The sequence below is a fragment of the Pseudomonas sp. GW822-FHT02G04 genome, assembly GCF_058802085.1.
In genome coordinates, this window is sequence record NZ_JBXANU010000001.1 from 265,965 (window position 1) to 290,184 (window position 24,220).

The 24,220-nt window shown below is 60.4% G+C and carries 23 protein-coding genes; 14 read left to right on the forward strand and 9 right to left on the reverse strand.

Translation table 11 applies throughout. The features are described from left to right. Positions 1-75: 75 nt before the first annotated feature. Together AC1RO5_RS01250 and AC1RO5_RS01255 are read left to right on the forward strand one after the other, a co-directional pair. Positions 76-612, forward strand: a complete 537-nt coding sequence (locus tag AC1RO5_RS01250; protein WP_493172018.1) for a vWA domain-containing protein — start codon at positions 76-78, stop codon at positions 610-612. A gap of 30 nt (positions 613-642) precedes the next feature. Further along, complete coding sequence (locus AC1RO5_RS01255) at positions 643-2,289, forward strand: phospholipase D-like domain-containing protein (protein WP_493172020.1); 1,647 nt, start codon at positions 643-645, stop codon at positions 2,287-2,289. A gap of 186 nt (positions 2,290-2,475) precedes the next feature. Here the strand turns inward: AC1RO5_RS01255 and AC1RO5_RS01260 are convergent, their stop codons facing one another. Next, entirely contained in the window at positions 2,476-3,699 is a 1,224-nt protein-coding gene (locus tag AC1RO5_RS01260) for an NADH:flavin oxidoreductase/NADH oxidase family protein (RefSeq protein WP_493172022.1), read from the reverse strand. A gap of 77 nt (positions 3,700-3,776) precedes the next feature. On the opposite strand from AC1RO5_RS01260, the gene AC1RO5_RS01265 reads away from it, so the two are divergent. Beyond that, positions 3,777-4,181, forward strand: a complete 405-nt coding sequence (locus AC1RO5_RS01265; RefSeq protein WP_493172024.1) for a MerR family transcriptional regulator — start codon at positions 3,777-3,779, stop codon at positions 4,179-4,181. Positions 4,182-4,227: 46 nt separating this feature from the next. On the opposite strand, the gene AC1RO5_RS01270 is transcribed toward AC1RO5_RS01265, so the two are convergent. Next, positions 4,228-4,656, reverse strand: coding sequence for a thioredoxin family protein (locus AC1RO5_RS01270; protein ID WP_493172026.1), 429 nt, complete (start codon positions 4,654-4,656; stop codon positions 4,228-4,230). A gap of 196 nt (positions 4,657-4,852) precedes the next feature. Here AC1RO5_RS01270 and AC1RO5_RS01275 point away from each other — a divergent pair, with 196 nt between their 5' ends. From AC1RO5_RS01275 to AC1RO5_RS01320, 10 genes are all read left to right on the forward strand, one after another. After that, positions 4,853-5,101, forward strand: coding sequence for a type II toxin-antitoxin system Phd/YefM family antitoxin (locus tag AC1RO5_RS01275; protein WP_413694771.1), 249 nt, complete (start codon positions 4,853-4,855; stop codon positions 5,099-5,101). Continuing rightward, on the forward strand, positions 5,091-5,372 hold the full coding sequence (locus AC1RO5_RS01280; protein WP_413694770.1) for a type II toxin-antitoxin system RelE family toxin: 282 nt from the start codon (positions 5,091-5,093) through the stop codon (positions 5,370-5,372). Before AC1RO5_RS01275 ends, AC1RO5_RS01280 begins: the two co-directional genes overlap by 11 nt. Before the next feature lie 340 nt (positions 5,373-5,712). After that, positions 5,713-6,561 carry a transporter substrate-binding protein gene (locus AC1RO5_RS01285; protein WP_493172029.1) on the forward strand — a complete coding sequence of 283 codons (849 nt, stop codon included), beginning with the start codon at positions 5,713-5,715 and terminating at the stop codon, positions 6,559-6,561. Positions 6,562-6,736: 175 nt separating this feature from the next. After that, a complete protein-coding gene (locus tag AC1RO5_RS01290) occupies positions 6,737-7,399 on the forward strand; it encodes an amino acid ABC transporter permease (RefSeq protein ID WP_007941741.1) in 663 nt (220 codons plus the stop codon). Positions 7,400-7,409: 10 nt separating this feature from the next. Further along, positions 7,410-8,072 (forward strand): amino acid ABC transporter permease, encoded by a 663-nt coding sequence (locus AC1RO5_RS01295; protein WP_493172031.1) that lies wholly within the window; start codon positions 7,410-7,412, stop codon positions 8,070-8,072. Beyond that, a complete protein-coding gene (locus AC1RO5_RS01300; protein WP_019578494.1) occupies positions 8,069-8,860 on the forward strand; it encodes an amino acid ABC transporter ATP-binding protein in 792 nt (263 codons plus the stop codon). Before AC1RO5_RS01295 ends, AC1RO5_RS01300 begins: the two co-directional genes overlap by 4 nt. 30 nt (positions 8,861-8,890) lie before the next feature. After that, positions 8,891-9,280: a RidA family protein gene (locus AC1RO5_RS01305; protein WP_019649173.1), complete on the forward strand. Its 390-nt coding sequence runs from the start codon at positions 8,891-8,893 to the stop codon at positions 9,278-9,280. Between the two features lie 161 nt (positions 9,281-9,441). After that, positions 9,442-10,206, forward strand: coding sequence for an IclR family transcriptional regulator (locus AC1RO5_RS01310; RefSeq protein ID WP_493172034.1), 765 nt, complete (start codon positions 9,442-9,444; stop codon positions 10,204-10,206). 37 nt (positions 10,207-10,243) lie between these two features. After that, entirely contained in the window at positions 10,244-11,461 is a 1,218-nt protein-coding gene (locus AC1RO5_RS01315; RefSeq protein WP_493172036.1) for an amino acid deaminase, read from the forward strand. Between the two features lie 12 nt (positions 11,462-11,473). Beyond that, positions 11,474-12,409, forward strand: coding sequence for a sugar kinase (locus tag AC1RO5_RS01320; RefSeq protein WP_493172038.1), 936 nt, complete (start codon positions 11,474-11,476; stop codon positions 12,407-12,409). Positions 12,410-12,474: 65 nt separating this feature from the next. Here the strand turns inward: AC1RO5_RS01320 and AC1RO5_RS01325 are convergent, their stop codons facing one another. Then, the gene (locus AC1RO5_RS01325) at positions 12,475-12,750 is read right to left on the reverse strand and encodes a peptidylprolyl isomerase (protein WP_007933743.1); all 276 of its coding nucleotides are present in this window, start codon (positions 12,748-12,750) and stop codon (positions 12,475-12,477) included. Between the two features lie 66 nt (positions 12,751-12,816). Then, a complete protein-coding gene (locus AC1RO5_RS01330; RefSeq protein ID WP_493172040.1) occupies positions 12,817-15,354 on the reverse strand; it encodes a PAS domain-containing hybrid sensor histidine kinase/response regulator in 2,538 nt (845 codons plus the stop codon). Positions 15,355-15,473: 119 nt separating this feature from the next. Here AC1RO5_RS01330 and AC1RO5_RS01335 point away from each other — a divergent pair, with 119 nt between their 5' ends. After that, positions 15,474-16,583 (forward strand): PilT/PilU family type 4a pilus ATPase, encoded by a 1,110-nt coding sequence (locus tag AC1RO5_RS01335; RefSeq protein WP_493172043.1) that lies wholly within the window; start codon positions 15,474-15,476, stop codon positions 16,581-16,583. A 19-nt stretch (positions 16,584-16,602) separates the two neighbouring features. Here the strand turns inward: AC1RO5_RS01335 and AC1RO5_RS01340 are convergent, their stop codons facing one another. The 5 genes from AC1RO5_RS01340 to AC1RO5_RS01360 form a co-directional block, all read right to left on the reverse strand. Continuing rightward, positions 16,603-18,558, reverse strand: a complete 1,956-nt coding sequence (locus tag AC1RO5_RS01340) for an acetoacetate--CoA ligase (RefSeq protein WP_493172045.1) — start codon at positions 18,556-18,558, stop codon at positions 16,603-16,605. Between the two features lie 151 nt (positions 18,559-18,709). Next, positions 18,710-19,483, reverse strand: coding sequence for a 3-hydroxybutyrate dehydrogenase (gene hbdH, locus AC1RO5_RS01345; protein ID WP_493172047.1), 774 nt, complete (start codon positions 19,481-19,483; stop codon positions 18,710-18,712). A gap of 7 nt (positions 19,484-19,490) precedes the next feature. Continuing rightward, complete coding sequence (locus AC1RO5_RS01350; RefSeq protein WP_493172049.1) at positions 19,491-20,882, reverse strand: GntP family permease; 1,392 nt, start codon at positions 20,880-20,882, stop codon at positions 19,491-19,493. A 288-nt stretch (positions 20,883-21,170) separates the two neighbouring features. Beyond that, the gene (locus AC1RO5_RS01355; protein WP_493172051.1) at positions 21,171-22,586 is read right to left on the reverse strand and encodes a sigma-54 interaction domain-containing protein; all 1,416 of its coding nucleotides are present in this window, start codon (positions 22,584-22,586) and stop codon (positions 21,171-21,173) included. 51 nt (positions 22,587-22,637) lie between these two features. Beyond that, entirely contained in the window at positions 22,638-24,212 is a 1,575-nt protein-coding gene (locus tag AC1RO5_RS01360) for an ABC transporter ATP-binding protein (protein WP_493172053.1), read from the reverse strand. Between the last annotated feature and the right edge of the window lie 8 nt (positions 24,213-24,220).

Here is a 24,220-nt window from a genome sequence, read left to right on the forward strand (position 1 = left end):
GCAGGACGGCTGGATCACGGTAAACAGGGCAAGCGTCACGCCGCCCGTAGCGGATCGGTCAATTGGCCCGGCACTTTGCTCAATGGCCGACCGCGTCAACGCGATGACCTGTTGTTCCATCTGCGTACCCGCACCCCGCATGAACTGTGGCTGGTGATCGTCGATGCCTCGGCCTCGACCCGGCGCCATCAGGCGTTGAGCGATGCCAAGGGCTTGCTGGCGCAACTGTTCGACGATGCTTATCGGCAGCGTGCGCGTCTGGCTTTGCTGACCGCCAGCGGTCATCTGCCGAAGTGGCAGGTGCAGGGGTTGAAAGCTTCTTCGGGCCTGCGCGACTGGCTCGAGGGATTGGGCGCCGGCGGCGGGACGCCGATGTTGGCGGCGTTGGGTGAGGCGGGGCGCTGGCTGACGGCCCGGCAAAAGCGTTTTCCGGCAGAACAGCAGCGGTTGTTGCTGGTGACGGATGGACGGCTGAAGGAGTGGTCGACGTTGCCGGCACTGGATTGCCCGGGGTTGCTGATCGACATCGAGCGCGGGCCGATTCGCCTTGGACGGGCTAAAGTGTTGGCAGATCAACTGCAAACGCATTACCGGCATATTGATGATCTGTAGCGATCTTTTGATCTTCACAGGAGTGACCCCATGCGCGTTCTAGCCCGCAACGATCAGGACGATTTTCGCGTCAAAGCCTACGCCGGCACCAACGGTGTGCTGCTGGCCATCGACCTGGCCGAACCTCGCCGCAAAGGCCTGCTGGGGTTTGCCATCGAAAAACAGCAAGGCGACAAACCCTGGCTGTTTCTGTTCAACAGCCTGACCTTTCCCGGCAAGACCCATACCTTCCCCCAGTTTCACGCCACCCCCAGCGATGCCGCGCCGCTACAGAAATTTCGCTGGGCCGATTACGCGGTCAATCCGGGTGTGACGATCCACTATCGGGTTCACTTGGCCTACGGCACCGCCGATGCGCCACAACTGGGTGAAAGCCTGGAAGTGACAGTCACCACGGACAATGGCCTGCCCAAGGGCCAGAACGTGATTTTCAACCGGGCGGTGGCTGCCAGCCAGGCATTCCAGCGCAAGTTTTCCGACCTTGATGCGCTGCTCAGCGCCAACAAGAAACTGCCCATCGAAGAATGGCCCGACGCGCCGCGGCAATGGCTGGAAAATGGTCTACTCGCACGCTTGCTGGGGTTTATCGAACGTGCCGTGGATGGCCAGTGGGCGCTGGACATTGCGATCTACGAATACCAGTTGCAGGTGATCGTCGATGCGGTGAACGCCGCCTTCGAGCGCGGCGTAAAGGTTCGGGTCCTGTATCACGCCCAACCCGGCGAAGACACCACGGCGCTGAACGAAGCCAGCCTGGAAAAAATCCCGGCGGCGAACAAACGCGGGCGAGTCACCCACAATATCTTTCACGATAAGTTCATGGTCCTGAGCCGGCTCGATGCGGCGGGGCAGCATCAGCCCGAAGCGGTACTCTGCGGCAGCACCAACTTCACTGCCAACGGCGTTTACCGTCAGGCCAACGTCGTGCATGTGCTGGATGACGTCCGGATCGGCGCCAGTTATCTGCAAACCTTCGAGCAGGTCTGGGCCACGCCGGCGGACGTCGGCGCCACGCGGGACTGGCTCACGGAACACAATCTGATGCAGCCTGACCAGCCGCTGTTCGCCGGCTTTTCACCGCGCTCGGGCGAGGGCGACTTGAGTGAGTTCATCAAGATCATCAACGCCGCCAAAAAAGACCTGCTGTTTGTCACCGCATTCACCTTGCCGGACAAAATACTCAACGCGCTGCTCGGCCAACCCCACGACGACATCTTGCGTTACGGCCTGCAAAACACGGTCAGCAGCATCACCGGTTTTCACGCCGACCGCACCGCCGAATTCGCCGCTACCGCGTTGCTCAACACCGGTCTTGAAGGCTGGCTCAAGGAAAACATGAAAGGCCAGAAGGGCAACCTGCTGGTGCACACCAAAGCCATCGTCGTCGACTTCACCAGCGACTCACCGACCATCATCAGCGGCAGCCACAATCTCAGTGACGCGGCCAGCAACGGCAACGACGAGAACTACCTGATCATCCGTGGCGACACCGACCTGGCCGATCGCTACGGGCTGGAACTGCTGCGCTTCTACGAGCATTACCGGTTCCGCTACTTTGCAAAGAAACTGCAACTCAAGCAGGTCCGGCCGTTGGCGGCGGATGACAGCTGGACCGATGACTATTACCGCGAGGGCGACCTGCGGATGTTGTCGCGGCTGCGCTTTGCCGGACGATAAACACGCTGGTGATTCCCTGTGGGAGCCATTGTGGCGAGGGGGCTTGCCCCCGTTGGGGTGCGAAGCGCCCCTAAAACCAGTCGCTACGATCTTGAATCCGAAGACGGTGACTGGGTTTACGATCGCTTCGCAATCGAACGGGGGCAAGCCCCCTCACCACAAAGAATCTCCCACAGGTTTCTTCGGTTATTTGCCCATTGCCTGGCGGTACTGGCGGGTACGCCGGGCGATGTACAACCGGTCGAGGATCAATGCCCATACTGCCGAGACTTGCGGCCTGGGCGTGCGCCCGCGGCTTAATCGATGGAGCTGAAACTTCACCACGGCCATGTTCGCCAGCGACGCCAGGGCTTTGCGTTTCCAGCGAATCGGCGGCAATTGCGGATGGCTGTTCAGGCCTTCGCGCCAGCGTTTGACCAGCTGCGGTTCGATGGCCAGTGCCGTGCCGATACCGGCCATGGCGATGCCGCTGTCGAGCACCTGTTCGACGATTGCCAGCCGACGAATTCCCCCGGTCACCATCACCGGCATGTGCGCCACACCGGCCAGTTCGCTGGCCATCTCCAGAAAGTACGCTTCTCGCGCCAAAGTCCGACCATCGCGAGCCTCGCCCTGCATGGCCGGTGCTTCGTAGCTGCCGCCGGAGAGTTCGAGCAAATCAATCTGTTGCTCGTTGAGCCACTGGATCACTTGCCGGGCGTCATCGGCGTCGAAACCGCCGCGCTGGAAGTCCGCGGAATTGAGCTTCACCGCCACGCAAAACTGCGGCGACACCGACTTGCGAACAGCGCTGAGCACTTCCAGCAGCAAACGCGCACGGTTTTCCAGAGAGCCACCCCAGCGGTCGGTGCGGCGATTGGTCAACGGCGACAGAAACTGGCTGAGCAGATAACCGTGCGCGGCATGAATCTGCACCCCGGTGAAACCGGCCTTTTCCGCCAGGGCGGCGCTGGTGGCGAAACGTTGAATGACTTCTGCAATGTCGTCCTCGCCCATGGGTTTGGGTTCGGCAAACATCTTCGAAAACCCGCCCAGGTCCAGCGCTACCGCCGAGGGGGCCAAGGCCTGTTGGCCGAGGTTGGCCATGGTCTGGCGCCCGGGATGATTGAGTTGCATCCAGAACTGCGCGCCACCGGCCCGGCCGATGGTTGCCCACTGGCGAAAGCGTTCCAGGTGTCGCTCGTCTTCCAGCACCACGCCACCGGGGCCGGTCATGGCGCGACGGTCGATCATCACATTGCCGGTCAGCAACAGCCCGGCCTCGCCGTCAGCCCAGGCTTGATACAACCGAAACAACTCGCCGGAAGGTGCCTGCCCTGTATCGGCGAGGTTCTCTTCCATCGCGGCTTTGGCGATGCGATTACCGATGGTCTGGCCGTTGGGCAAATTCAATGTTTGGAAGGGCGACATACTTGACTCCTCATCAGTGATGAGTAGAGGCTAAGCTTAAAGCTAACTTTAATGTCAAGCGTGCAAATGAGGCCGTGATGAAGATTGGTGAATTGGCGCAACTGAGCGGGTTTAACGCTTCGCGTATTCGGTTTTACGAGGCCCAGGGGCTGATCCGTCAGGTCGAGCGTCAGACCAACGGTTATCGGCGTTATCCGCCGCAAGTGTTGCAAACCCTGAAAATCATCCAGTGCGCCCAACAGGCCGGTTTCAGCCTGGAAGAGCTGAAGTTGCTGTTGCCGGATGCCACGACGGGTGAGTTCAAGCACGACGAACTGGTGGCGGGTCTTGAGCGCAAGGTCGAGCAGATCGAAGAAATGCAACTGCACCTGGCCCAGAGCAAGGCGCGGTTACTGGAGGTGATCGAGAGCATCCAGGCGCGGCCCGAGGGCATGGGGTGCGGTGCGAATGCTCAGCGGGTGCTGGCGTCGCTCAAGCATTAGCAGCGATGCCGGTAAATTAAGACGCAGAACCTGTGGGAGCTGCGTTTTACCGGCTCAACCGCTCCCGTGCCCGAGGCGCGGTGCATAACGTGCTGAAGGTCTTCTGCAACCATGGCAAGTCGTGGCGAGGCTTGTGGGCAACCTGTTTGGGCCTGAGCTTGCCGATGTGTTTTTTTAAATGTTCTTCAAAGGTTTCCGGGTCTCCAATGCCCTTGAACTTCGTTAGCAGTTTCCCGTCCTTGTAGACCAGCACAGTGGGTGTGCCGGTGACTTTTGGATGCCGAGGGGATTTGCTCGTATCCAGCACATAGATGCACGCGTGATCTTTGTACTTCTCGGCAATTGCACGGAAAACCGGCTCGGCCCATTCGCAGGCGGGACAGTGTTGGTTGCCGAAATACATGATCACTGTGCGCCAGGTGTTGAGTGCTTTGCGGTAGGCCGGATCCAGTGGCTGGGTGGTCATCGAACTCATTGAAATCTCCTTTTCAAAGACTATCGAAGGCCTGTTGACGTTAAAGGAGGCGAGCGGATGGGTCTACTGTCAGAAATTACAGGTGGGGTTCGGTGCCAGTGGTCCCATTCCAATTTCTATGGGTAAAGGATAGATGCCAGACTTGGTTCAGAGTGCTATTTTTAGCGCCATTAAAAGCACTTCAAGGAGTAGCGTAATGACACACATCGTGCTTTCTCAGGTCGTAGCGAGCATTTCCGAACTAAAGAAAAACCCCATGGGGACGGTTGCTGCCGGTGGTGGTTTGTCTGTCGCAATCCTCAACCGTAATGAACCCGCTTTCTACTGCGTCCCAGCCAAAGAATACGAAGCGATGATGGACCGGCTTGAAGACATGGAGCTGTTAGCCCTTTGCCGCGAACGAGAAAACGATCCTACGATCAAGGTTTCTATCGATGACCTATGAGCTGGAATTTTCTGAAAAGGCCTGGAAGGAGTGGCAGAAGCTTGGATCAACGTTGAGAGAGCAGTTCAAGAAGAAGCTTCAGGAGCGGTTGGCTAATCCGCACGTTCCAGCGGATCGGCTGAGTGGGCTGGGCAATGCTTACAAGATCAAGCTGCGTAGTGCCGGATACCGACTGGTTTATCGGGTTGTGGATGAGGTTCTGGTAGTGACGGTGATAGCGGTTGGTAAACGGGAGCGCGGGCAAGTTTATGAGGAGGCTGTTAAGCGTTAGGAAGTATGCAGTTACAGGCCTGTTCTTACAGGTACCTCAAGCGCCTGTAGGCGCATGACTTGCCTCGATCGCGATTTGAGTGCACCCCGAGGTTGAGTGCGCCCTGAAATGTGACCCAATTACCCGCACCCTGTAGCCATAGGTAGCGTTCAGCACTTGTGCATTTTGTAACGTCTGTTTGGCGTTCTAGCGCATCCACTTCGCATCCATTTGATTCAAAACACTTTTCAAATCCCCCGAGATTCCGCCCACAACCTGTGGCACACTTTCTGCTGTCTATTCCGTTGTTACATACCGAGTTCCGGTATAGCGGAATAAACACAGCCCTGGAGTGCTTGCCATGCATCGCCGACCTTCCTTGTTTAAAGCGTGTGTTTTCGTTCTCGCGGCTTCGGCCGCTGCCGTGGGTGTCGCTCAAGCGGCAGACAGCAAGCTCGACAGCGTGCTGGCCCGTGGCAAATTGATCGTGGGCACGGGCAGTACCAATGCGCCGTGGCACTTCCAGGGAGCGGATGGCAAGTTGCAGGGTTTTGATATCGATATCGCGCGGATGGTGGCCAAGGGGTTGTTCAACGATCCGAGCAAGGTCGAGTTCATCGTGCAGTCGTCCGATGCGCGGATTCCGAACCTGCTGACCGACAAGGTCGATATGAGTTGCCAGTTCATCACCGTGACCGCCAGCCGCGCCCAACAGGTCGCGTTCACGCTGCCGTACTACCGCGAAGGTGTTGGCCTGTTGCTGCCGGCCAACAGCAAGTACAAGGAAATCGAAGACCTCAAGGCCGCCGCAGACGGTGTGACCGTGGCAGTGCTGCAGAACGTGTACGCCGAAGAGCTGGTGCATCAGGCGCTGCCCAAGGCCAAGGTCGATCAGTACGACAGCGTTGACTTGATGTATCAGGCGGTGAACTCCGGCCGGGCCGATGCGGCGGCCACCGATCAGTCGTCGGTGAAATACCTGATGGTGCAGAACCCTGGCCGTTATCGCAGCCCGACCTACGCCTGGAGCCCGCAAACCTACGCCTGTGCGGTGAAACGCGGTGATCAGGACTGGCTGAACTTCGTCAACACCGTCCTGCATGAAGGCATGACCGGCGTTGAATTCCCGACTTACGCGGCTTCCTTCAAACAATGGTTCGGTGTCGACCTGCCGACTCCTGCAATCGGTTTCCCAGTCGAATTCAAATGAAAACTGCTGCGCTCGGAAATACTGCGTTGAAAACAGACTCGAAATGCTCATTGACTAAAGTCAACTCCGCTTTCTCGTCTGTTTTCGCCTTGTCTTTCCTTCGCTCGCGACGTTTCCAACTTTTGAATGAGGAGCGGGGCGGTGATAAATCGCCCCGCTCAAGGTACTGCTGACCATGAACTATCAGTTGAATTTTGCCGCCGTGTGGCGCGACTTCGACACCTTGCTGGCGGGGCTCGGCCTGGGCCTTGAGCTGGCGCTGGTGTCGATCGCCATCGGTTGCGTGATCGGCCTGCTGATGGCGTTTGCTTTGTTGTCGAAGCACCGCGCGTTGCGGGTGCTGGCGTCGGTGTATGTGACGGTGATCCGTAATACGCCGATTCTGGTGTTGATTCTGTTGATCTACTTCGCCTTGCCGAGCCTGGGCATTCGTCTGGACAAGATCCCCTCGTTCATCATCACCCTGTCGCTGTATGCCGGGGCGTACCTGACCGAAGTGTTTCGCGGGGGGCTGTTGAGCATTCCCAAGGGGCAACGTGAAGCCGGGTTGGCGATCGGCTTGGGCGAGTGGCAGGTCAAGGCGTACGTCACCGTGCCGGTGATGCTGCGCAATGTGCTGCCGGCGCTGTCGAACAACTTCATTTCGCTGTTCAAGGACACCTCGCTGGCGGCGGCGATTGCCGTGCCGGAGCTGACCTATTACGCGCGCAAGATCAATGTCGAGAGCTACCGGGTGATTGAAACCTGGCTGGTGACCACAGCGCTCTATGTTGCGGCCTGTTACCTCATTGCCATGATGCTGCGTTACCTCGAGCAGCGTCTGGCGATTCGCCGATAGGAGGCCCCCCATGTACGAATCTCCCAGTTGGTTGCATGAGTTGTGGGTGGCGCGGGAAGTGCTGTGGCAGGGCTTCCTGACCAGTGTGCAGTGCTCGGGCCTGGCAATTTTGCTGGGTACGCTGGTCGGCATCGTCGCCGGCCTGGTACTCACCTACGGCACGTTCTGGATGCGCGCGCCGTTCCGGTTCTACGTCGACATCATTCGCGGCACGCCGGTGTTTGTATTGGTACTGGCCTGCTTCTACATGGCGCCGGCACTGGGCTGGCAGATCAGCGCTTTCGGGGCTGGCACTTTGGGCCTGACGCTGTTTTGCGGTTCCCATGTCGCCGAGATCGTGCGCGGTGCGTTGCAAGCGCTGCCCAGCGGCCAGATGGAAGCGAGCAAGGCCATCGGCCTGACGTTTTACCAGGCGCTGGGCTATGTGTTGTTGCCCCAGGCGTTGCGGCAGATCTTGCCGACCTGGGTCAACTCGTCCACCGAGATCGTCAAGGCGTCGACCTTGTTGTCGGTGATCGGTGTCGCCGAGCTGCTGCTCAGCACTCAACAGATCATCGCCCGGACCTTCATGACCCTCGAGTTCTACCTGTTCGCCGGATTGCTGTTTTTCGTCATCAACTACGCCATCGAATTACTCGGCCGGCACATTGAAAAGCGGGTGGCCTTGCCATGACACAAGCTCAAGTTTCGACCCAGAACCAAGCGCTGCTGGACATCCGCGGCCTGCACAAACAATACGGCCAGCTCGAAGTGCTCAAGGGCGTCGACCTGACCATGCAGCGTGGCAATGTGGTCACGCTGATCGGCTCCAGCGGTTCGGGCAAGACCACGCTGTTGCGCTGCGTGAACATGCTCGAGGAGTTCCAGGGCGGGCAGATTCTGCTCGACGGTGAATCCATCGGCTATGACGAGGTCAACGGCAAGCGCGTGCGCCATCCGGAAAAAGTCATCGCCCGCCATCGCGCCATGACCGGCATGGCCTTCCAGCAATTCAATCTGTTCCCGCACCTCACTGCATTGCAGAACGTCACCCTCGGTCTACTCAAGGTGAAAAAGCTGCACAAGGACGAGGCGGTGGCGCTGGCGGAAAAATGGCTGGAGCGGGTTGGCCTGCTGGAACGCCGAGATCATTACCCCGGTCAGTTGTCCGGTGGTCAGCAACAGCGTGTGGCGATTGCCCGGGCGATTGCGATGAACCCGAGTTTGATGCTGTTCGATGAAGTCACCTCGGCCCTCGATCCGGAACTGGTGGGCGAAGTGCTGAACGTGATCAAGGGCCTGGCCGAGGACGGCATGACCATGCTGCTGGTGACCCACGAAATGCGCTTTGCCTTCGAGGTCTCGGACAAGATCGTGTTCATGAATCAGGGGCGGATCGAAGAGCAGGGGCCGCCCAAGGAACTGTTCGAGCGCCCGCAGTCGCCGCGACTGGCGGAATTTCTCAAGAGCACCCGCTTTTAAGCATTCACTTTTTAATCAGGAGAAACACCCATGAGCATTACTCGTTACGGCACCGGCAGCACCGCCGGTGGCGGCCAGCCCCGTCCTTTCGCCCGCGCCGTCGAAGCCGATGGCTGGCTGCACGTGTCCGGCCAGGTGCCGGCGGTGGATGGTGAAATCATCGTGGGCGGGATTGTCGAGCAGACTCACCAGACCATGAAAAACCTGATCGCGATTCTGCAAGAGGCCGGTTACGGTCTGGAAGATGTGGTCCGTACGGGCGTGTGGCTGGAAGACCCGCGGGATTTCTGGAGTTTCAACAAGGTGTTTTCCGAGTACTTCAAAAGCGAACACGCCCCGGCCCGGGCTTGCGTGCAGGCGAACATGATGGTCGATTGCAAGGTCGAGATTGATTGCATTGCGTACAAGAAAAAGGCCTGAGGCCATAGATCGTTCCCACGCTCTGCGTGGGAATGCCTCAACGGACGCTCCGCGTTCGGCTCTGGATATGACGCGGAGCGTCACGGGATGCATTCCCACGCGGAGCGTGGGAACGATCATTAGCGGTAAACTCCCGGCACTCTGAATGGGAACCTGAAGACATGACCGAAGACACCATCAAGCGCCGGGCTCGCGGTCTGGACCGGGCGTTCGACATCCTCGATTTCCTCAAGGAAATCGGCCAGCCCCTGCGCCCGAACGAAATCGCCAGCGGCATCGGCAGCCCGAAATCCACGGTCTACGAACTGGTCGCGTCCTTGTTGGAGCGGCGCATCCTCGAGCCCGTGGGCAAGGACGGTCACGTTTACCTCGGCCGTCAGTTGTACTTCCTCGGGCAGGCGCATTTGCGTCATTTCGACCTGTCCCGCGAGGCCGATCACGCCTTGCAGGAGATCGTCAGCCAGACCCGCGAAACCGCGCAGATGTGCCTGCTCAACGGGCGCAAATACACCGTGGCATTGATGAAAGAGGGCGAGCGGCATTTCCGCATTTCCTCGGACATCGGCGAAAACGCGCCGATCCCCTGGACCGCTTCCGGGCGCCTGCTGCTGGCGCACCTGAGCGATCAGCAAATCGTCGATTTGATCGACCCCGACGACTTCATCCTGCCCGACGGCGAACACCTGCCGCTGGAGCAGTTTCTCCGGGAGATCCGCCAGGCCGCCATCGACGGATTCTTTTCCTTCGACAGTGTCGCCGACACCTTTACCCATTGCTTCGCCGCCCCGGTCAAAGACCCGAATGGCGTGGCCATCGCGACCCTGTGCATCGTCGCCCCACGCGCCGATGCGAAGAACAATTACAACGACTATCGCCGGGTGCTGATCGACAGCGCCAACAGCCTCGCCCGGCGTATCAACGAATAACAGCGGCTGCCTGCGGCCGTGTATGAGGAGATCGACCATGTCTACTGCCATCAATACCGCCGCCGTGGAAAAGGGCGCCGCCCAGACCGGCGCCAACCTGGTGCGGGACGTCAGCCTGCCGGCACTGGTGCTGCACCGCGACGCGCTGGAACACAACATTCGCTGGATGCAGGACTTCGTCAGCCACAGCGGCGCAGAACTGGCGCCTCATGGTAAAACCAGCATGACCCCGGCGCTGTTTCGTCGCCAACTGGACGCCGGTGCCTGGGGCATCACCCTGGCCAGCGCCACGCAAACCCGCGCGGCTTACGCCCATGGTGTACGGCGGGTGCTGATGGCCAATCAACTGGTTGGCACGCCAAACATGGCGCTGATCGCCGACCTGCTGGCAGACCCGACTTTCGATTTCTATTGCATGGTCGATCACCCGGATAACGTCGCCGACCTCGGCGCGTTTTTCGCCTCGCGCGGCGTGCGCCTGAACGTGATGATCGAGTACGGCGTGGTCGGCGGTCGTTGCGGTTGCCGCACTGAAGCCGAAGTGCTGGCGCTGGCCAAGGCTATCAACGCTCAACCGGCGTTGGCGCTGACCGGCATCGAGGGCTACGAAGGGGTGATTCATGGTGATCATGCAGTGAGCGGCATCCGCGAGTTCGCCGCCTCCCTGGTGCGTCTGGCGGTACAACTGCAGGACAGCGGCGCGTTTGCGATTGCCAAGCCGATTATCACTGCGTCGGGGTCGGCGTGGTACGACCTGATCGCCGAGTCGTTCGAAGCACAGAATGCCGGCGGGCGCTTCCTCAGCGTGCTGCGCCCCGGCAGTTACGTGGCCCATGACCATGGCATCTACAAAGAAGCGCAATGCTGCGTGCTCGACCGTCGAAGCGACCTGCACGAAGGTCTGCGCCCGGCGCTGGAAGTCTGGGCGCATGTGCAGTCGTTGCCGGAACCGGGTTTTGCGGTAATCGCCCTGGGCAAGCGCGACGTGGCTTATGACGCCGGTTTGCCGGTACCGTTGCTGCGTTACAAGGCCGGTGTGGTGCCGGCGACTGGTGATGATGTGAGTGCCTGCAAGGTAACGGCGGTGATGGACCAGCATGCGTTCATGAGCGTGGCGCCGGGGGTTGAGTTGCGGGTGGGCGATATCATTTCGTTCGGGACTTCGCACCCGTGTTTGACGTTCGACAAGTGGCGTATCGGGTGTCTGGTGGATGAACAGCTGAATGTCATCGAAACCATGGAAACCTGTTTTTAAGAGCCCCACAACATGAACAACATCAGCCCCCTCGGCCCCAACACCCCGCGCATCGCCCTGATCGGCGAGTGCATGATCGAATTGCAGCAACGCGCCGATGGCTCTCTGCAACAAAGCTTCGGCGGCGATACCCTGAACACTGCGGTCTATCTCGCCCGTGAACTGGGCGATGGCGGTACGGTGGATTACGTCACTGCCCTGGGTGACGACAGTTTCAGCGATGCGATGTGCCAGAGCTGGGCCAGCGAACACATCGGCCTGGGCATGGTCCAGCGTTTGCCCGGTCGCTTGCCCGGCCTGTATTGCATCCAGACCGACGCGGCCGGCGAGCGGCGTTTTCTCTACTGGCGCAACGAAGCGGCCGTTCGCGATTGCTTCACCACCCCGGCGGCCGCGCCCATCCTGGCAGCGCTGCCGGATTACGACGTGCTGTATTTCAGCGGCATCACCCTGGCGGTGCTCGGTGAGCAGGGCCGGGAGAAACTGCTGGACACCCTGATCGAAGCCCGGCAGCGGGATGCGCGGATCGTGTTCGACAACAATTATCGACCACGCCTGTGGGCTTCGGTCGAGGACGCACGAGCGGCTTACCGCAAAGTTTTGCCCTATGTCGACCTGGCGTTGCTGACGGTTGACGACGAGCAGGCACTGTTCCACTTTTCCGATTGCGCGGCGGTGTTTGCCGCTTACGAGCAGATGGGCACGCCCGAAGTGGTGCTCAAGCGCGGTGCCGAAGCGTGTTTGATTCGTTGTGACGGTGAGTCATTCGAAGTGCCAGCGCAGGTGGTCGAACGGGTGGTGGACACCACGGCGGCGGGGGATTCGTTCAGTGCGGCGTATCTGGCTTGCCGTTTGAAGGGTGGTAACCCGGTCGAGGCTGCAGAAGCGGGGCATCGGTTGGCGAGTCGGGTGATTCAAGTGCCGGGAGCACTCATCCCCAAAGATTGAAATGCAATCTTTGGGGATGCTGTGATTTTTTTGGCAAGCCTCACCCTGTATATCGAGCCAACCGATCAATCCCGGTAAAACACCTGCACCAGGTGATACCCGAACTTGCTCTTGATCGGCCCGTGCACCACTCGCAACGGTTTTTTGAAGATTACCGCATCGATCGCCCCGACCATCTGCCCGGGCCGCACTTCGCCAAGATCCCCGCCGCGTTTGCCGGACGGGCACGTGGAGTATTTCTTGGCCAGCACATCGAAGGCTTCGCCCTTGGCGATGCGTTGTTTGAGCTGCTCGGCTTCTTCCGAGGTTTTCACCAGAATATGGCGGGCTTGGGCTTTCATGGGCAGTACCTTGCAACGGTGGTGGCTATGTTGGTGCCAGCGGGGGGCGCGCGATTATGCCTTAACTCAGCCGGCTTGGCCGATCATCGTGCGAATCTTGTTGGCCAACAGGTCCATGGAAAAGGGTTTGGCCACCATGTCCATGCCTTCCTCCAGGAAGCCCTGGCGTTCGGCGGCTTTCTCGGCATAACCGGTGATGAACAGCACCTTGAGCTCTGGGCGGTGCTGACGAGCGATTTCCGCCAGTTGCCGACCATTCATGCCCGGCAGCCCGACATCGGTCACCAGCAGATCGACCCGCAGGTCGGACTCCAGCAAGGGCAGGGCGCTCTGCGCATCTTCGGCTTCATGGGCGTGATAACCCAACTCTTTGAGCAGGTCGAGCACCAGCATGCGCACCGCCGGATCGTCTTCCACCAACACCACGGTTTCACCGGCAACCGCTGGCGGTGCCTCACCGATGACCGGCAGCTGAGCGTGCTCCGGCAGGGCGACGTGCAACCGTGGCAAATACAGGCGAACGCTGGTGCCCTGGCCCGGCCGGCTGTGCAGGCTGACGTGCCCACCCGACTGCTGGGCGAAACCATAGATCATCGACAATCCAAGGCCGGTGCCCTGGCCGATGGGTTTGGTGGTGAAGAACGGATCGAAGGCCTTGGCCAGTACCGACGGGGTCATGCCGGCGCCGTTGTCGCTGACGGCAATCATCAGGTAATCCCCGGCCCTGACCGGCTCCAGCGGGGTGACGTCGCTGCCGTCGAGGTGAACATTGGCGGTTTCGATCAACAACTCGCCGCCATCAGGCATCGCATCCCGGGCGTTGATCACGAGGTTGAGCAAGGCGTTTTCCAGTTGGCTGACATCGGTACTGACCGGCCAGACCTCATCGGCCAGCTTCAGTTTCAGCTCGATGTGATCGCCCTTGGTCCGGCTGAGCAAGTCTTCCAGGGAATGCACCAGCTGGTTGGCGTCCAGTGGCCTGCGATCCAGTGACTGACGCCGTGAGAATGCCAGCAACCGGTGGGTCAGGGCGGCGGCGCGATGGGCCGAGGACACCGCTGCTTCGGTGAAACGACCGATCTCGGCTGCGCGCCCATCGGCGATGTAGCGTTGCATCAAATCGAGGCTGCCGATGATCCCGGTGAGCATGTTGTTGAAGTCATGGGCGATGCCGCCGGTGAGCTGGCCGACCGCTTCCATTTTCTGTGCATGCCGCAAGGCGTCTTCGGCGCGCTCACGCTCGAACATCTCGTTCTGCAGTCGCTGGTTGGCTTCGGCCAGTTGTTGAGTGCGGGCGCTCACGCGTTCTTCAAGGGTTTCGTTGAGGTTGCGCAGAGCCTCTTCGGTCTGTTTACGCTCGGTCTCGTCGATCACGAAGATGTAGAAACCATTCACCGCGCCGTCCGCGCCATGGCGTGGCAGGTAGTTCATCAGGGCCTGGCGGGTGCTGCCGTCGCGGTGATCGGCGCTGATGCTGAAACAACAGGTCTTGCCTTTCAGCGCCTCGGCGATGTATTCGGCGCGCAGGCCATAGGCTTCATCGCCGAGCACTTCACGAATGGTACGGCCGTAAAGCTCCTGGGGCGTCAGGCCATACCATTCCAGATAAGCGGCATTATTCAGGCGAAAACGCTCTTCGCGGTCCACATAACTGATCAGGATCGGCATGGCGTTGATGATCAGTTGCAGCTCGGTCTGGCTTTGGCGCAAGGCTTGTTCGATGTGTTTACGTTCGGTCAGGTCCAGCGCGGCGCCGAGGAAGCGGATCGGCCGGCCATGATGATCCTTGTAACAACGACCCCGGGCAAACACCCAGCGCAACTGGCCGTCGGCTTGCAGCAAGCGATATTCCTCGGCGTACTCGCTGCCATGGGTGATGCAGTGCTTGATGCTGCGGGCGATCATGGCGCGGTCTTCCGGGTGCACGCCGTGGAGGTATTCGCTGATCGGCAACTGGCTGGCCATGGCCGGGTCGACGCCATGCAATTGCGCGAAGTGGGCATCGGCGATGAAACGGTCTTCGCCAATGTCCCAGTCCCAGGTGCCGACGGCATCGGTGGCGGCCAGCGCCAGTTGCAGACGCTGCTCGGTTTCTTGCTGGGCCTTGAGGCTGGCGGCAGAGCGTTGTTCCAGTTCCAGGGCGATGCGGCGGCGTTCGTTGGTTTCGATGGCCGTGACCAGAATCCCGGCGACTTCGGCGCTTTCATTGCGGATGGGGCTGTAGGTCAAATCCAGCCAGAAGTCAGAATCCCGACCGTCGCGTTGCAAGGTAAAGCGCTGTTCGCTGTAGGTCCGCACCTGGCCCTGTAGGACGGCGCTGTAAATCGGGTCGGTAAAGTCTTTGAGTTCCGGCCAGATCTGGTGCGTCGGTTGTCCGAAAGCGTGAGGGTGTTTGCTGCCGGCGAGGAAGGCGAAGCCGTCATTGTAGATCTGGGTGAGCTGCGGGCCCCACAGCAACAGCATCGGCATTGGCGAGTGGATCACGATGTCCACCGCGGTGCGCAGGCTCTGCGGCCAGTTTTCGGCGGCGCCCAACGGGTTGTTTGTCCAGTCCAGTCGGGCAATCAAGGCCTGGGCATCGCTGGCGGTCGGTGGTGCGTTCATCTACATGTCCTGCGCGTGAGTCAGTGTGGCGGCGTCTACTATCCTTGCAAGGCGGTAGACGCTGGATGACCCGCCTGGGGTCATTTTTTTCATTGAATGCTTCGCGGGTGCTTTTTGCCATGGAAATCGATGCACTGCTGCAGATTTTGGCCAGCCGCAATGGCTCCGATCTTTACCTGTCCACGGGCGCGCCACCCTGCGCGAAATTTGACGGTGTGCTCGACCCCCTGACCGATCAACCGTTCAAGCCGGGAGAAGTGGCTGCCATTGCCGCGTCCATCATGGACGCCGAACAGCGCCTGGAGTTCGATCGGGACCTGGAAATGAACCTGGCACTTTCCCTGCCCGGGGTCGGGCGTTTCCGGCTCAATATCTTCAAACAGCGCAATGACGTGTCGATTGTGGCACGCAACATCAAACTCGACATTCCACGCTTCGAAGATCTCAACTTGCCAGCGGTGCTGCTCGAATCCGTGATGCTCAAACAAGGGCTGATGCTGTTCGTCGGTTCGACCGGATCGGGCAAGTCGACTTCGCTGGCGGCGCTGATCGATTACCGCAACCGCCACAGCAGTGGCCATATCATCACTATTGAAGACCCGGTCGAGTTTATCCATCGGCACAAGAAGTCGATCGTCAATCAGCGCGAGGTCGGCGTCGATACCCGCAGTTTCCATGCCGCGCTGAAAAACACGTTGCGCCAGGCGCCGGACGTGGTGTTGATCGGTGAAATCCGTGACCGCGAGACTATGGAGCATGCGCTGGCATTTGCCGATACCGGTCATCTGGTGATTTCCACGTTGCATGCGCACAACGCCAATCAGGCGCTGGACCGCGTGATTAATTTCTTTCCCGAAGAACGCCGGGCACAACTGCTCAATGACTTGGGCAACAACCTCAAGGCGTTTGTGTCCCAGCGTTTGGTGCGTACCCGCGACGGGCAGCGCAGGGCGGCGGTGGAGGTGATGCTGGGCACGCCGACTATCGGCGACCTGATCCGGCGCAATGAGTTTGGCGAACTCAAGGGGATCATGGAGAAGTCTTCAGAGGTAGGGATGCAGACGTTTGACGGGGCGCTGTTCGCGCTGTTTGCCGAGGGTGCGATCGATGAGGCAGAGGCGTTGAAACATGCGGATTCGGTGAACAACTTGCGGCTGCGCCTGAAAATGCACGCCGAGGCCACACCCGGCCCTCATACGCCGCCGGGTGAATGGGGTTTGATGGACTGACGTCTACGGGGGGCGCATTTCAGTCGTTCAGTTCCGGGCGGTTTCGAAATTGCTCCAGGGCTTCGGGGTTGGCCAGTGCATCGGTGTTCTTCACCTTCTGGCCATGCACCACGTTGCGCGCCGCCAACTCGACCACCTTGCCGCTGATGGTCCGCGGAATATCCGTCACTGCGACAATCTTCGCCGGCACATGCCGTGGCGTGGTGTTGGCGCGGATGACCTGGCGGATCTGTTGTTGCAGCGCTTCGTCCAGTTCGACGCCGTCGCGCAAGCGCACGAACAGCACCACTCGCACGTCATCCTGCCATTGCTGACCGATGGCGACGCTGTCCAGCACCTGCGGGATTTTCTCCACCTGACGGTAGATTTCCGCCGTGCCGATGCGTACGCCACCGGGGTTGAGCACCGCGTCGGAGCGGCCGTGGATCAGCATGCCGCCATGGGGCAGTTGCTCGGCGTAATCGCCCTGGGCCCAGACACCGGGGAACAGGCTGAAATACGACGCGCGCAGTTTTTCCTGTTGCGGGTCGTTCCACAGTCCGATAGGCATCGCCGGAAAATGCCGGGTACACACCAGTTCGCCTTTTTCGCCGATCACAGGCCGGCCATCGTCGTTCCACACTTCGACCGCCATGCCCAGGCTCTTGCACTGCATTTCGCCGCGGCGCACCGGCAGGACCGGGTTGCCAATCACAAAGCACGAAACGATATCGGTGCCGCCGGACATCGAAGACAGGCACAGGTCGGACTTGAATGCGCGGTAGACGTAATCGAAGCTTTGCGGCGACAGCGCAGAGCCGGTGGACAGTATGGTTTTCAGGCTGCTCAGGTCATGGCTTTCGCACGGCTTCAAGCCATTGCTTTCCAGCGTGGTGAGGAACTTGGGGCTGGTGCCGAAGACGTTGAGGCGTTCGTCGTCGATCAGGTCGATCAAGCGCTCCGGGCCTGGATGAAACGGCGAGCCGTCATACAGCACCACCGCGCTGCCCACGGCCAGCGCCGAGACCAGCCAGTTCCACATCATCCAGCCGCAGGTGGTGTAGTAGAACAAGCGGTCGCCAGCACCGAGGTCGGTGTGCAGGCCATGTTCCTTGACGTGTTGCAGCAACACGCCGCCGGTGCCGTGCACAATGCACTTGGGCACGCCGGTGGTGCCGCTGGAGTAGAGGATGTACAGCGGATGGGCGAAGGGCACGGGAACGAATTGCGGCTCGCCGCCCGGGTCGTAAAAATCGTCCCACAGCGTCACGTTGGCCTGGCAGCGGAAATCCTCGATGCGCGCCTGAGGACGTGCATAGGGCACAACAATCAATTGCTGCAAGGACGGCAATTGTCCGAGGATCTCATTGACCTTGATGGTCTGGTCGATCTCTTTGCCGGCGTAGCGGTAACCGGCGCAAGTGATCAGCACTTTCGGTTCGATCTGGCCGAAGCGATCGATCACGCCGTGGGTGCCGAAATCGGGAGAAGAACAGGACCAGATCGCGCCCAGGCTGGTGGTGGCGAGCATCGCCACCAGGGTTTGCCAGGTGTTCGGCATGCACGCCGCCACGCGATCACCGAGGCCGACACCGGCGGCTTTCAGGCCGTTTTGAAATCCGGCGACGTGGCTTGCCAGTTCGGCCCAGGTCAATTGTTCCCGTTGGCCGTTTTCACCGATGGCCACCACTGCCACGGCATCGTCACGACGGCGCAGCAAGTGTTCGGCGAAGTTCAGGGTAGCGCCGGGGAACCATTGCGCGCTGGGCATTTGCGCGCCTTCGATCAGCACCGCGTCTGGCTGATCGTGAAAACGAATGTCAAAGAAATCGACGATGGCCTGCCAGAAGGCTTCCCGCTGGTCGATGCTCCATTGGTGCAGGGCAGGGTAGTCGGCGATCCCAAGGGTGTGTCGCTGATTGATGAAACGCCGGAAGGCCTCCATGCGGGTCTTGCCGATGCGCTCGGTGCCGGGTTGCCAGAGGATGTCGGACATGGCTTGGCCTCTTTTTCTAGTCAGATCGTTCCCACGCTCTGCGTGGGAATGCCTCAATGGACGCTCTGCGTCCGCTCTTGGGACGCGGAGCGTCCCGGGCTGCATTCCCACGCGGAGCATGGGAACGATCAGTGTCTGGGCGGGCGGCAGGTTATTGCGCCAACCACCCACCATCAATATTCCACGCCGCGCCACGCACCTGGCTACCGGCTTCGCTGCATAAAAACAGCACCAACTCTCCCAGTTGCGGCGGCGTCACGAATTCCAGGGACGGCTGTTTCTCGGCCAGCAAATCATGTTGCGCCTGCTGCGGGTCGATCCCGGTCGCGGCACGATCATCGATCTGTTTCTGCACCAGCGGCGTCAGCACCCAGCCTGGGCAAATGGCGTTGCAGGTAACGTTGGTGGTGGCGGTTTCCAGGCCGACCACTTTGGTCAGGCCGATCACGCCATGCTTGGCTGCGACGTACGCTGCCTTGCCCACCGAACCGACCTGGCCGTGCACCGAAGCGATGTTGACGATCCTTCCCCAGCCCTTGGCGCGCATGCCCGGCAGGCTCAGACGGGTGCTGTGAAACACCGACGACAGGTTGATCGCAATGATCGAGTCCCAGCGCTCCACCGGAAAATCTTCCACCGACGCCACGTGCTGGATGCCGGCATTGTTGACCAGGATATCCACGCCACCGAACTCACGCTCGGCGTACTCGATCATGTCCGCGATCTGTGCCGGGTCGCTGACGTCGGCGGGGTGATGGCCGACCTTGCTGCCGAATTGTTCTACTTCGGCAATCACTTTGGACGCATCGCCGAAACCGTTGAGGATCAGGTTGGCGCCAGCCTTGGCCAGGCTCAGGGCGATCCCCAGACCGATGCCGCTGGTGGAACCGGTGACCAGTGCGGTCTTGCCCGAAAGAGTCGTCATGAATACCTCACACAATGCCAGTGGCGTAGAAAGTACCGATCACCACAAAAACAGCGAGTGTCTTGATCAGCGTAATACAGAAAATGTCTTTGTAGGCCTCGCGGTGGGTCAAACCGGTGACCGCCAGCAAGGTAATCACCGCGCCGTTGTGCGGCAGGGTGTCCATGCCGCCACTGGCCATCGCGGCGACCCGGTGCAGCACTTCCAGCGGAATATTGGCGGCGTGGGCAGCGCTGATGAAACTCTCGGACATCGCCGCCAACGCGATGCTCATGCCGCCCGACGCCGAGCCGGTGATGCCGGCCAGCAGGGTCACGGTGATCGCTTCGTTGACCAGCGGGTTGGGGATGCTCTTGAGCCAGTCGGACAGCACCAGAAAGCCCGGCAACGAGGCAATCACCGCACCGAAACCGTATTCCGACGCGGTATTCATCGCCGCCAGTAGTGCGCCACTGACCGCACTTTTACTGCCTTCGGCCAACCGGCCACGAATCGCCTGAAAACCGAATACCAGCACCATGATGATGCCCACCAGCAGGGCGGCCTGGACCGCCCAGATTGCGGTCAACTTGGCGATGTCGGTGGTCACGGGAGTGGCCATGCCCGGCAGCGAAAGGCTGTGGGTCTTGCCGTACCAAACAGGAATCCAGCGGGTGAACAGCAGGTTCATCAGGCCCACCAGCAACAGCGGCGACAGCGCGATCCACGGGTTGGGCAGCTGGATGTCCGGCGCGGTTTCCGGTTCGTTGCGTAGTTCTGAACCATAGCCTTCACCACTGCGCTGGGCCTTGTTGCGCTGGCGCTGCAGAAACAGCATGCCGGCGCAGAACACGAAAATCGCGCCGATCACACCCAGCCACGGCGCCGCCCAGGCGGTGGTGTTGAAGAAGGTGCTGGGGATGATGTTCTGGATCTGTGGGGTGCCGGGCAGCGCGTCCATGGTGAACGAGAATGCGCCGAGGGCGATGGTCGCCGGGATCAAGCGCTTGGGAATATTGCTCTGGCGGAACATCTCGGCGGCAAACGGGTAGACCGCAAACACCACCACAAACAGCGACACACCGCCGTACGTGAGCAGGGCGCAGACCAGCACGATCACCAGCATCGCCTGGCGAGTGCCGAGCAAGCGAATCGCCGCCGCGACGATGGAGCGGGAGAAACCCGACAACTCGATCAGCTTGCCGAACACCGCTCCGAGCAGGAACACCGGGAAATACAGTTTGACGAAGCCGACCATTTTTTCCATGAACACCCCGGTGAAGACGGGGGCAACGGCGGAAGGGTCGGTGAACAGGACGGCGCCGAGGGCGGCGATCGGGGCAAAGAGGATAACGCTGTAGCCACGGTAAGCAGCCACCATCAGCAGCGCGAGGGCTGCCAAGGCAATGATCACACTCATGGTGTGTCTCTCCAGGATTGTTATTTTTGTAGGGTGAAGCTTGGTGGGGAGGGCTATAGCGGGTTTCGTGCCAGATGCCTAAGATGTTGAAATATAAGGAGATTATTTGTTTGTTAGGTGGTTTCGCTGATTTTTGTCTCTGTATTGAGATTTTTTGCGATTGTGCTGACGCTTTCGCGGGCAAGCCTCGCTCCTACGGGGCGTGCGATTTCGTAAATAATCACGCTCCCGTAGGAGCGAGGCTTGCCCGCGAAGAGGCCCTATCTACCAATGGAGACCTATGTCTCTTTATGGAGACTCTGCAATCCCCAACGCCACCATCTTCCTGTACAGCGTCGACCGCCCCAGCCCCAACCGCGCCGCCGCTTCGATCACCTTCCCACCGCATTGCGCGAGGGTCGATTCAATCAACTGCCGATCAAACCGTTCGCGGGCCTCGCTGAAGGTTTCATGGGCAATCGGCTCAAGGGGCAGAGGCGCCGCACGCTCCACCGGGGTAAAGCTGCCAATCGCCGCGCGGATATCCGCCGCGTTCAGCATCAAGTCATCACTGAGCAACGCCGCCCGTTCCAGCACGTTGCGCAGTTCACGAATGTTCCCTGGCCAGGCGTGTTGCCCCAACAAATCCAGGGCTTCGCGGTTCAATTCGTGCTGACTGCGCAGTTCCTCAAGGATCGCTTCACTGAGGGCCGGCAGGTCGTCGAGGCGATCACGCAGGGGCGGGACCTGGATCGGCAGCACGTTGAGGCGGTAATACAGATCGGCGCGAAACTCGCCGCGTTTGATCGCCGCCACCAGATCGGTGGAGGTGGCGGCGATCACTCGCACATCACTTTGAATCACTTCGTTGGAGCCCACCGGTTCGAATTCCTTTTCTTGCAACACCCGCAGCAGTTTGCTTTGCAACGGCAGCGGCATGTCGCCGATTTCGTCGAGAAACAGCGTGCCGCCCTGGGCGATTTGCAACTTGCCGGCGCGGCCCTTGCGATCGGCGCCGGTGAACGCGCCGGGCGCGGTGCCGAAGAACTCGGCTTCCAGCAGCGACTCGGGAATCGCTGCGCTGTTGATGCTGACGAAGGCTTTATGCGCTCGGGGCGATGCGCCGTGGATTGCCTGGGCCAGCAGTTCCTTGCCGGTGCCGGTTTCACCGAGTAACAACACCGGTGACTCGGCGCTGGCGCTGCGTCGGGCGCGGCGTTTGACTTCGAGGCTGGCGGCGCTGGTGCCGATGAAGTGAGCGAAGTTGTACTTGGTCTGTCGCGCCCGCAGCAGCGAGCGGGTCGATGCCAGTTCTTCCTGCATGCTCAGGTAGCGCTTGAGCATTGGCGACAGGCTGCGCAACTCGTCGAACAGCGCAAAACCGATGGCCCCGATCACCGCGCCGGCATCGTCGTGAATCGGCAGGCGCATCACCACCAGCGGTTCTTTGGGGGTGTCTTGCATGTCCAGCAGGATCGGCCGTCCGGTGCGCACCACCTCGCGCAACAGGCTGCCGGGGATCACGCTTTCACAGGCCCTGCCGATGGCACCTGCGGCCGACTCCAGGCCGAATCGCCGGGCATAGCGCTCGTTCATCCAGACGATGTTCGCGTCGCGGTCGACAATCACCGTGCCTTCGCTCGATTGCTCGATGATCTCGAACAGTGAGCGGATCGCCAGGGTGCGAACGCGCTGGTAGTCCTTGAGGCTTTCGGTGGTGTTCATCGGGGTGTCCATTGTCGGGGGATCAAGATCAAAAGATCGCAGGGATTATGCCTACCCCGGATGCGCCGCCGCCAACAGCTCTTTGGTGTAGGGATGCTGCGGCGAGTCGAACACGTCGTGGCTGGCGCCGCTTTCCACCACTTTGCCGTCCTTGATCACGATCATGTCGTGGGCCAGGGCGCGCACCACCGCCAGGTCATGGCTGATGAACAGGTAGGTCAGGCCGTGTTTCTCCTGAAGCTGACGGAGCAGGGCGACCACTTGTTTTTGCACCGTACGATCGAGGGCCGAGGTCGGTTCGTCGAGCAGGATCAGCGCCGGTTTCAGCACCAGCGCGCGGGCAATGGCGATGCGCTGGCGTTGCCCGCCGGAAAATTCGTGCGGGTAGCGGTGACGGCTTTGCGGATCGAGGCCGACTTCTTCCAGCACCCGGATCACCTGGGCGTCGCATTGGGCGGGAGTGGACTGGCTATGGACCTCAAGGCCTTCACTGATGATCTGCGCCACGGACATCCGTGGGCTGAGGCTGCCGAAGGGGTCCTGAAACACCACCTGCATCTTCTTGCGCCACGGTCGCAGCTGCTTTTGCGTCAGGCTATCCAGCGCCTCACCCTGAAAGCGAATGCTGCCTTCGGAATCGAGCAAGCGCAGGATCGCCTGACCGAGGGTGGATTTGCCCGACCCGGATTCACCGACAATGCCCAGGGTCTTACCGCGCTGAACGTTGAGGCTGATGCCATCGACTGCACGCAAGTAAGTTTTACGCTGGAACAGGCCGCCACCGATAGCGAACTGTACGTGCAAATTGTCCACTTCCAGCACGTTTTCACGTTCGTCCCGGGGCAGCGCTTCACCCTCCGGCTCGGCGTTCAGCAGCACGCAGCTGTAAGGATGTTTCGGCTCGGTAAACAGTGTCTCGCAGGGCGCCTGCTCGACGATTTCCCCAGCGCGCATCACGCACACGCGCTGGGCGATGCTACGCACCAGATTGAGGTCGTGGCTGATCAGCAGTAGCGACATGCCGAGTCTCTGCTGCAAGGATTTGAGCAGCAGCAGGATCTTGCGTTGCACCGTTACATCCAGCGCGGTGGTCGGTTCGTCGGCGATCAGCAATTCCGGTTCGCAGGCCAGGGCCATGGCAATCATCACCCGTTGCCGCTGGCCGCCGGACAGTTGATGGGGGTAGGCCTTGAGCCGCTCTTCGGGCTTCTGGATGCCCACCAGTTGCAGCAATTCGAGAATCCGCGCTTGCGCCGCCTTGCCGCTCAGCCCTCTGTGCAGCAGCAGGGTTTCGCCGATCTGCTTTTCGATGCTGTGCAACGGGTTGAGGGAGGTCATCGGCTCCTGGAAGATCATCGCGATCCGGTTGCCGCGCAGCTTGCGCAAGGCGCTGGTGTCGGCACCGATCAATTCCTGGCCGCGATAGCGAATGCTGCCGGTGGTTTCAGTGCCGCTGTCGGGCAGCAGTTGCAGGATCGAGTGGGCGGTCACCGACTTGCCGGAACCGGACTCGCCGACCAGCGCCAGGCATTCGCCGGGGCGGATGTCCAGGCACAGATTGCGCACCACGGTCTGTCCACTGAAGGCCACGTTGAGGTCACGGATTTCGATCAGGTTGTCAGTCATATCACCAG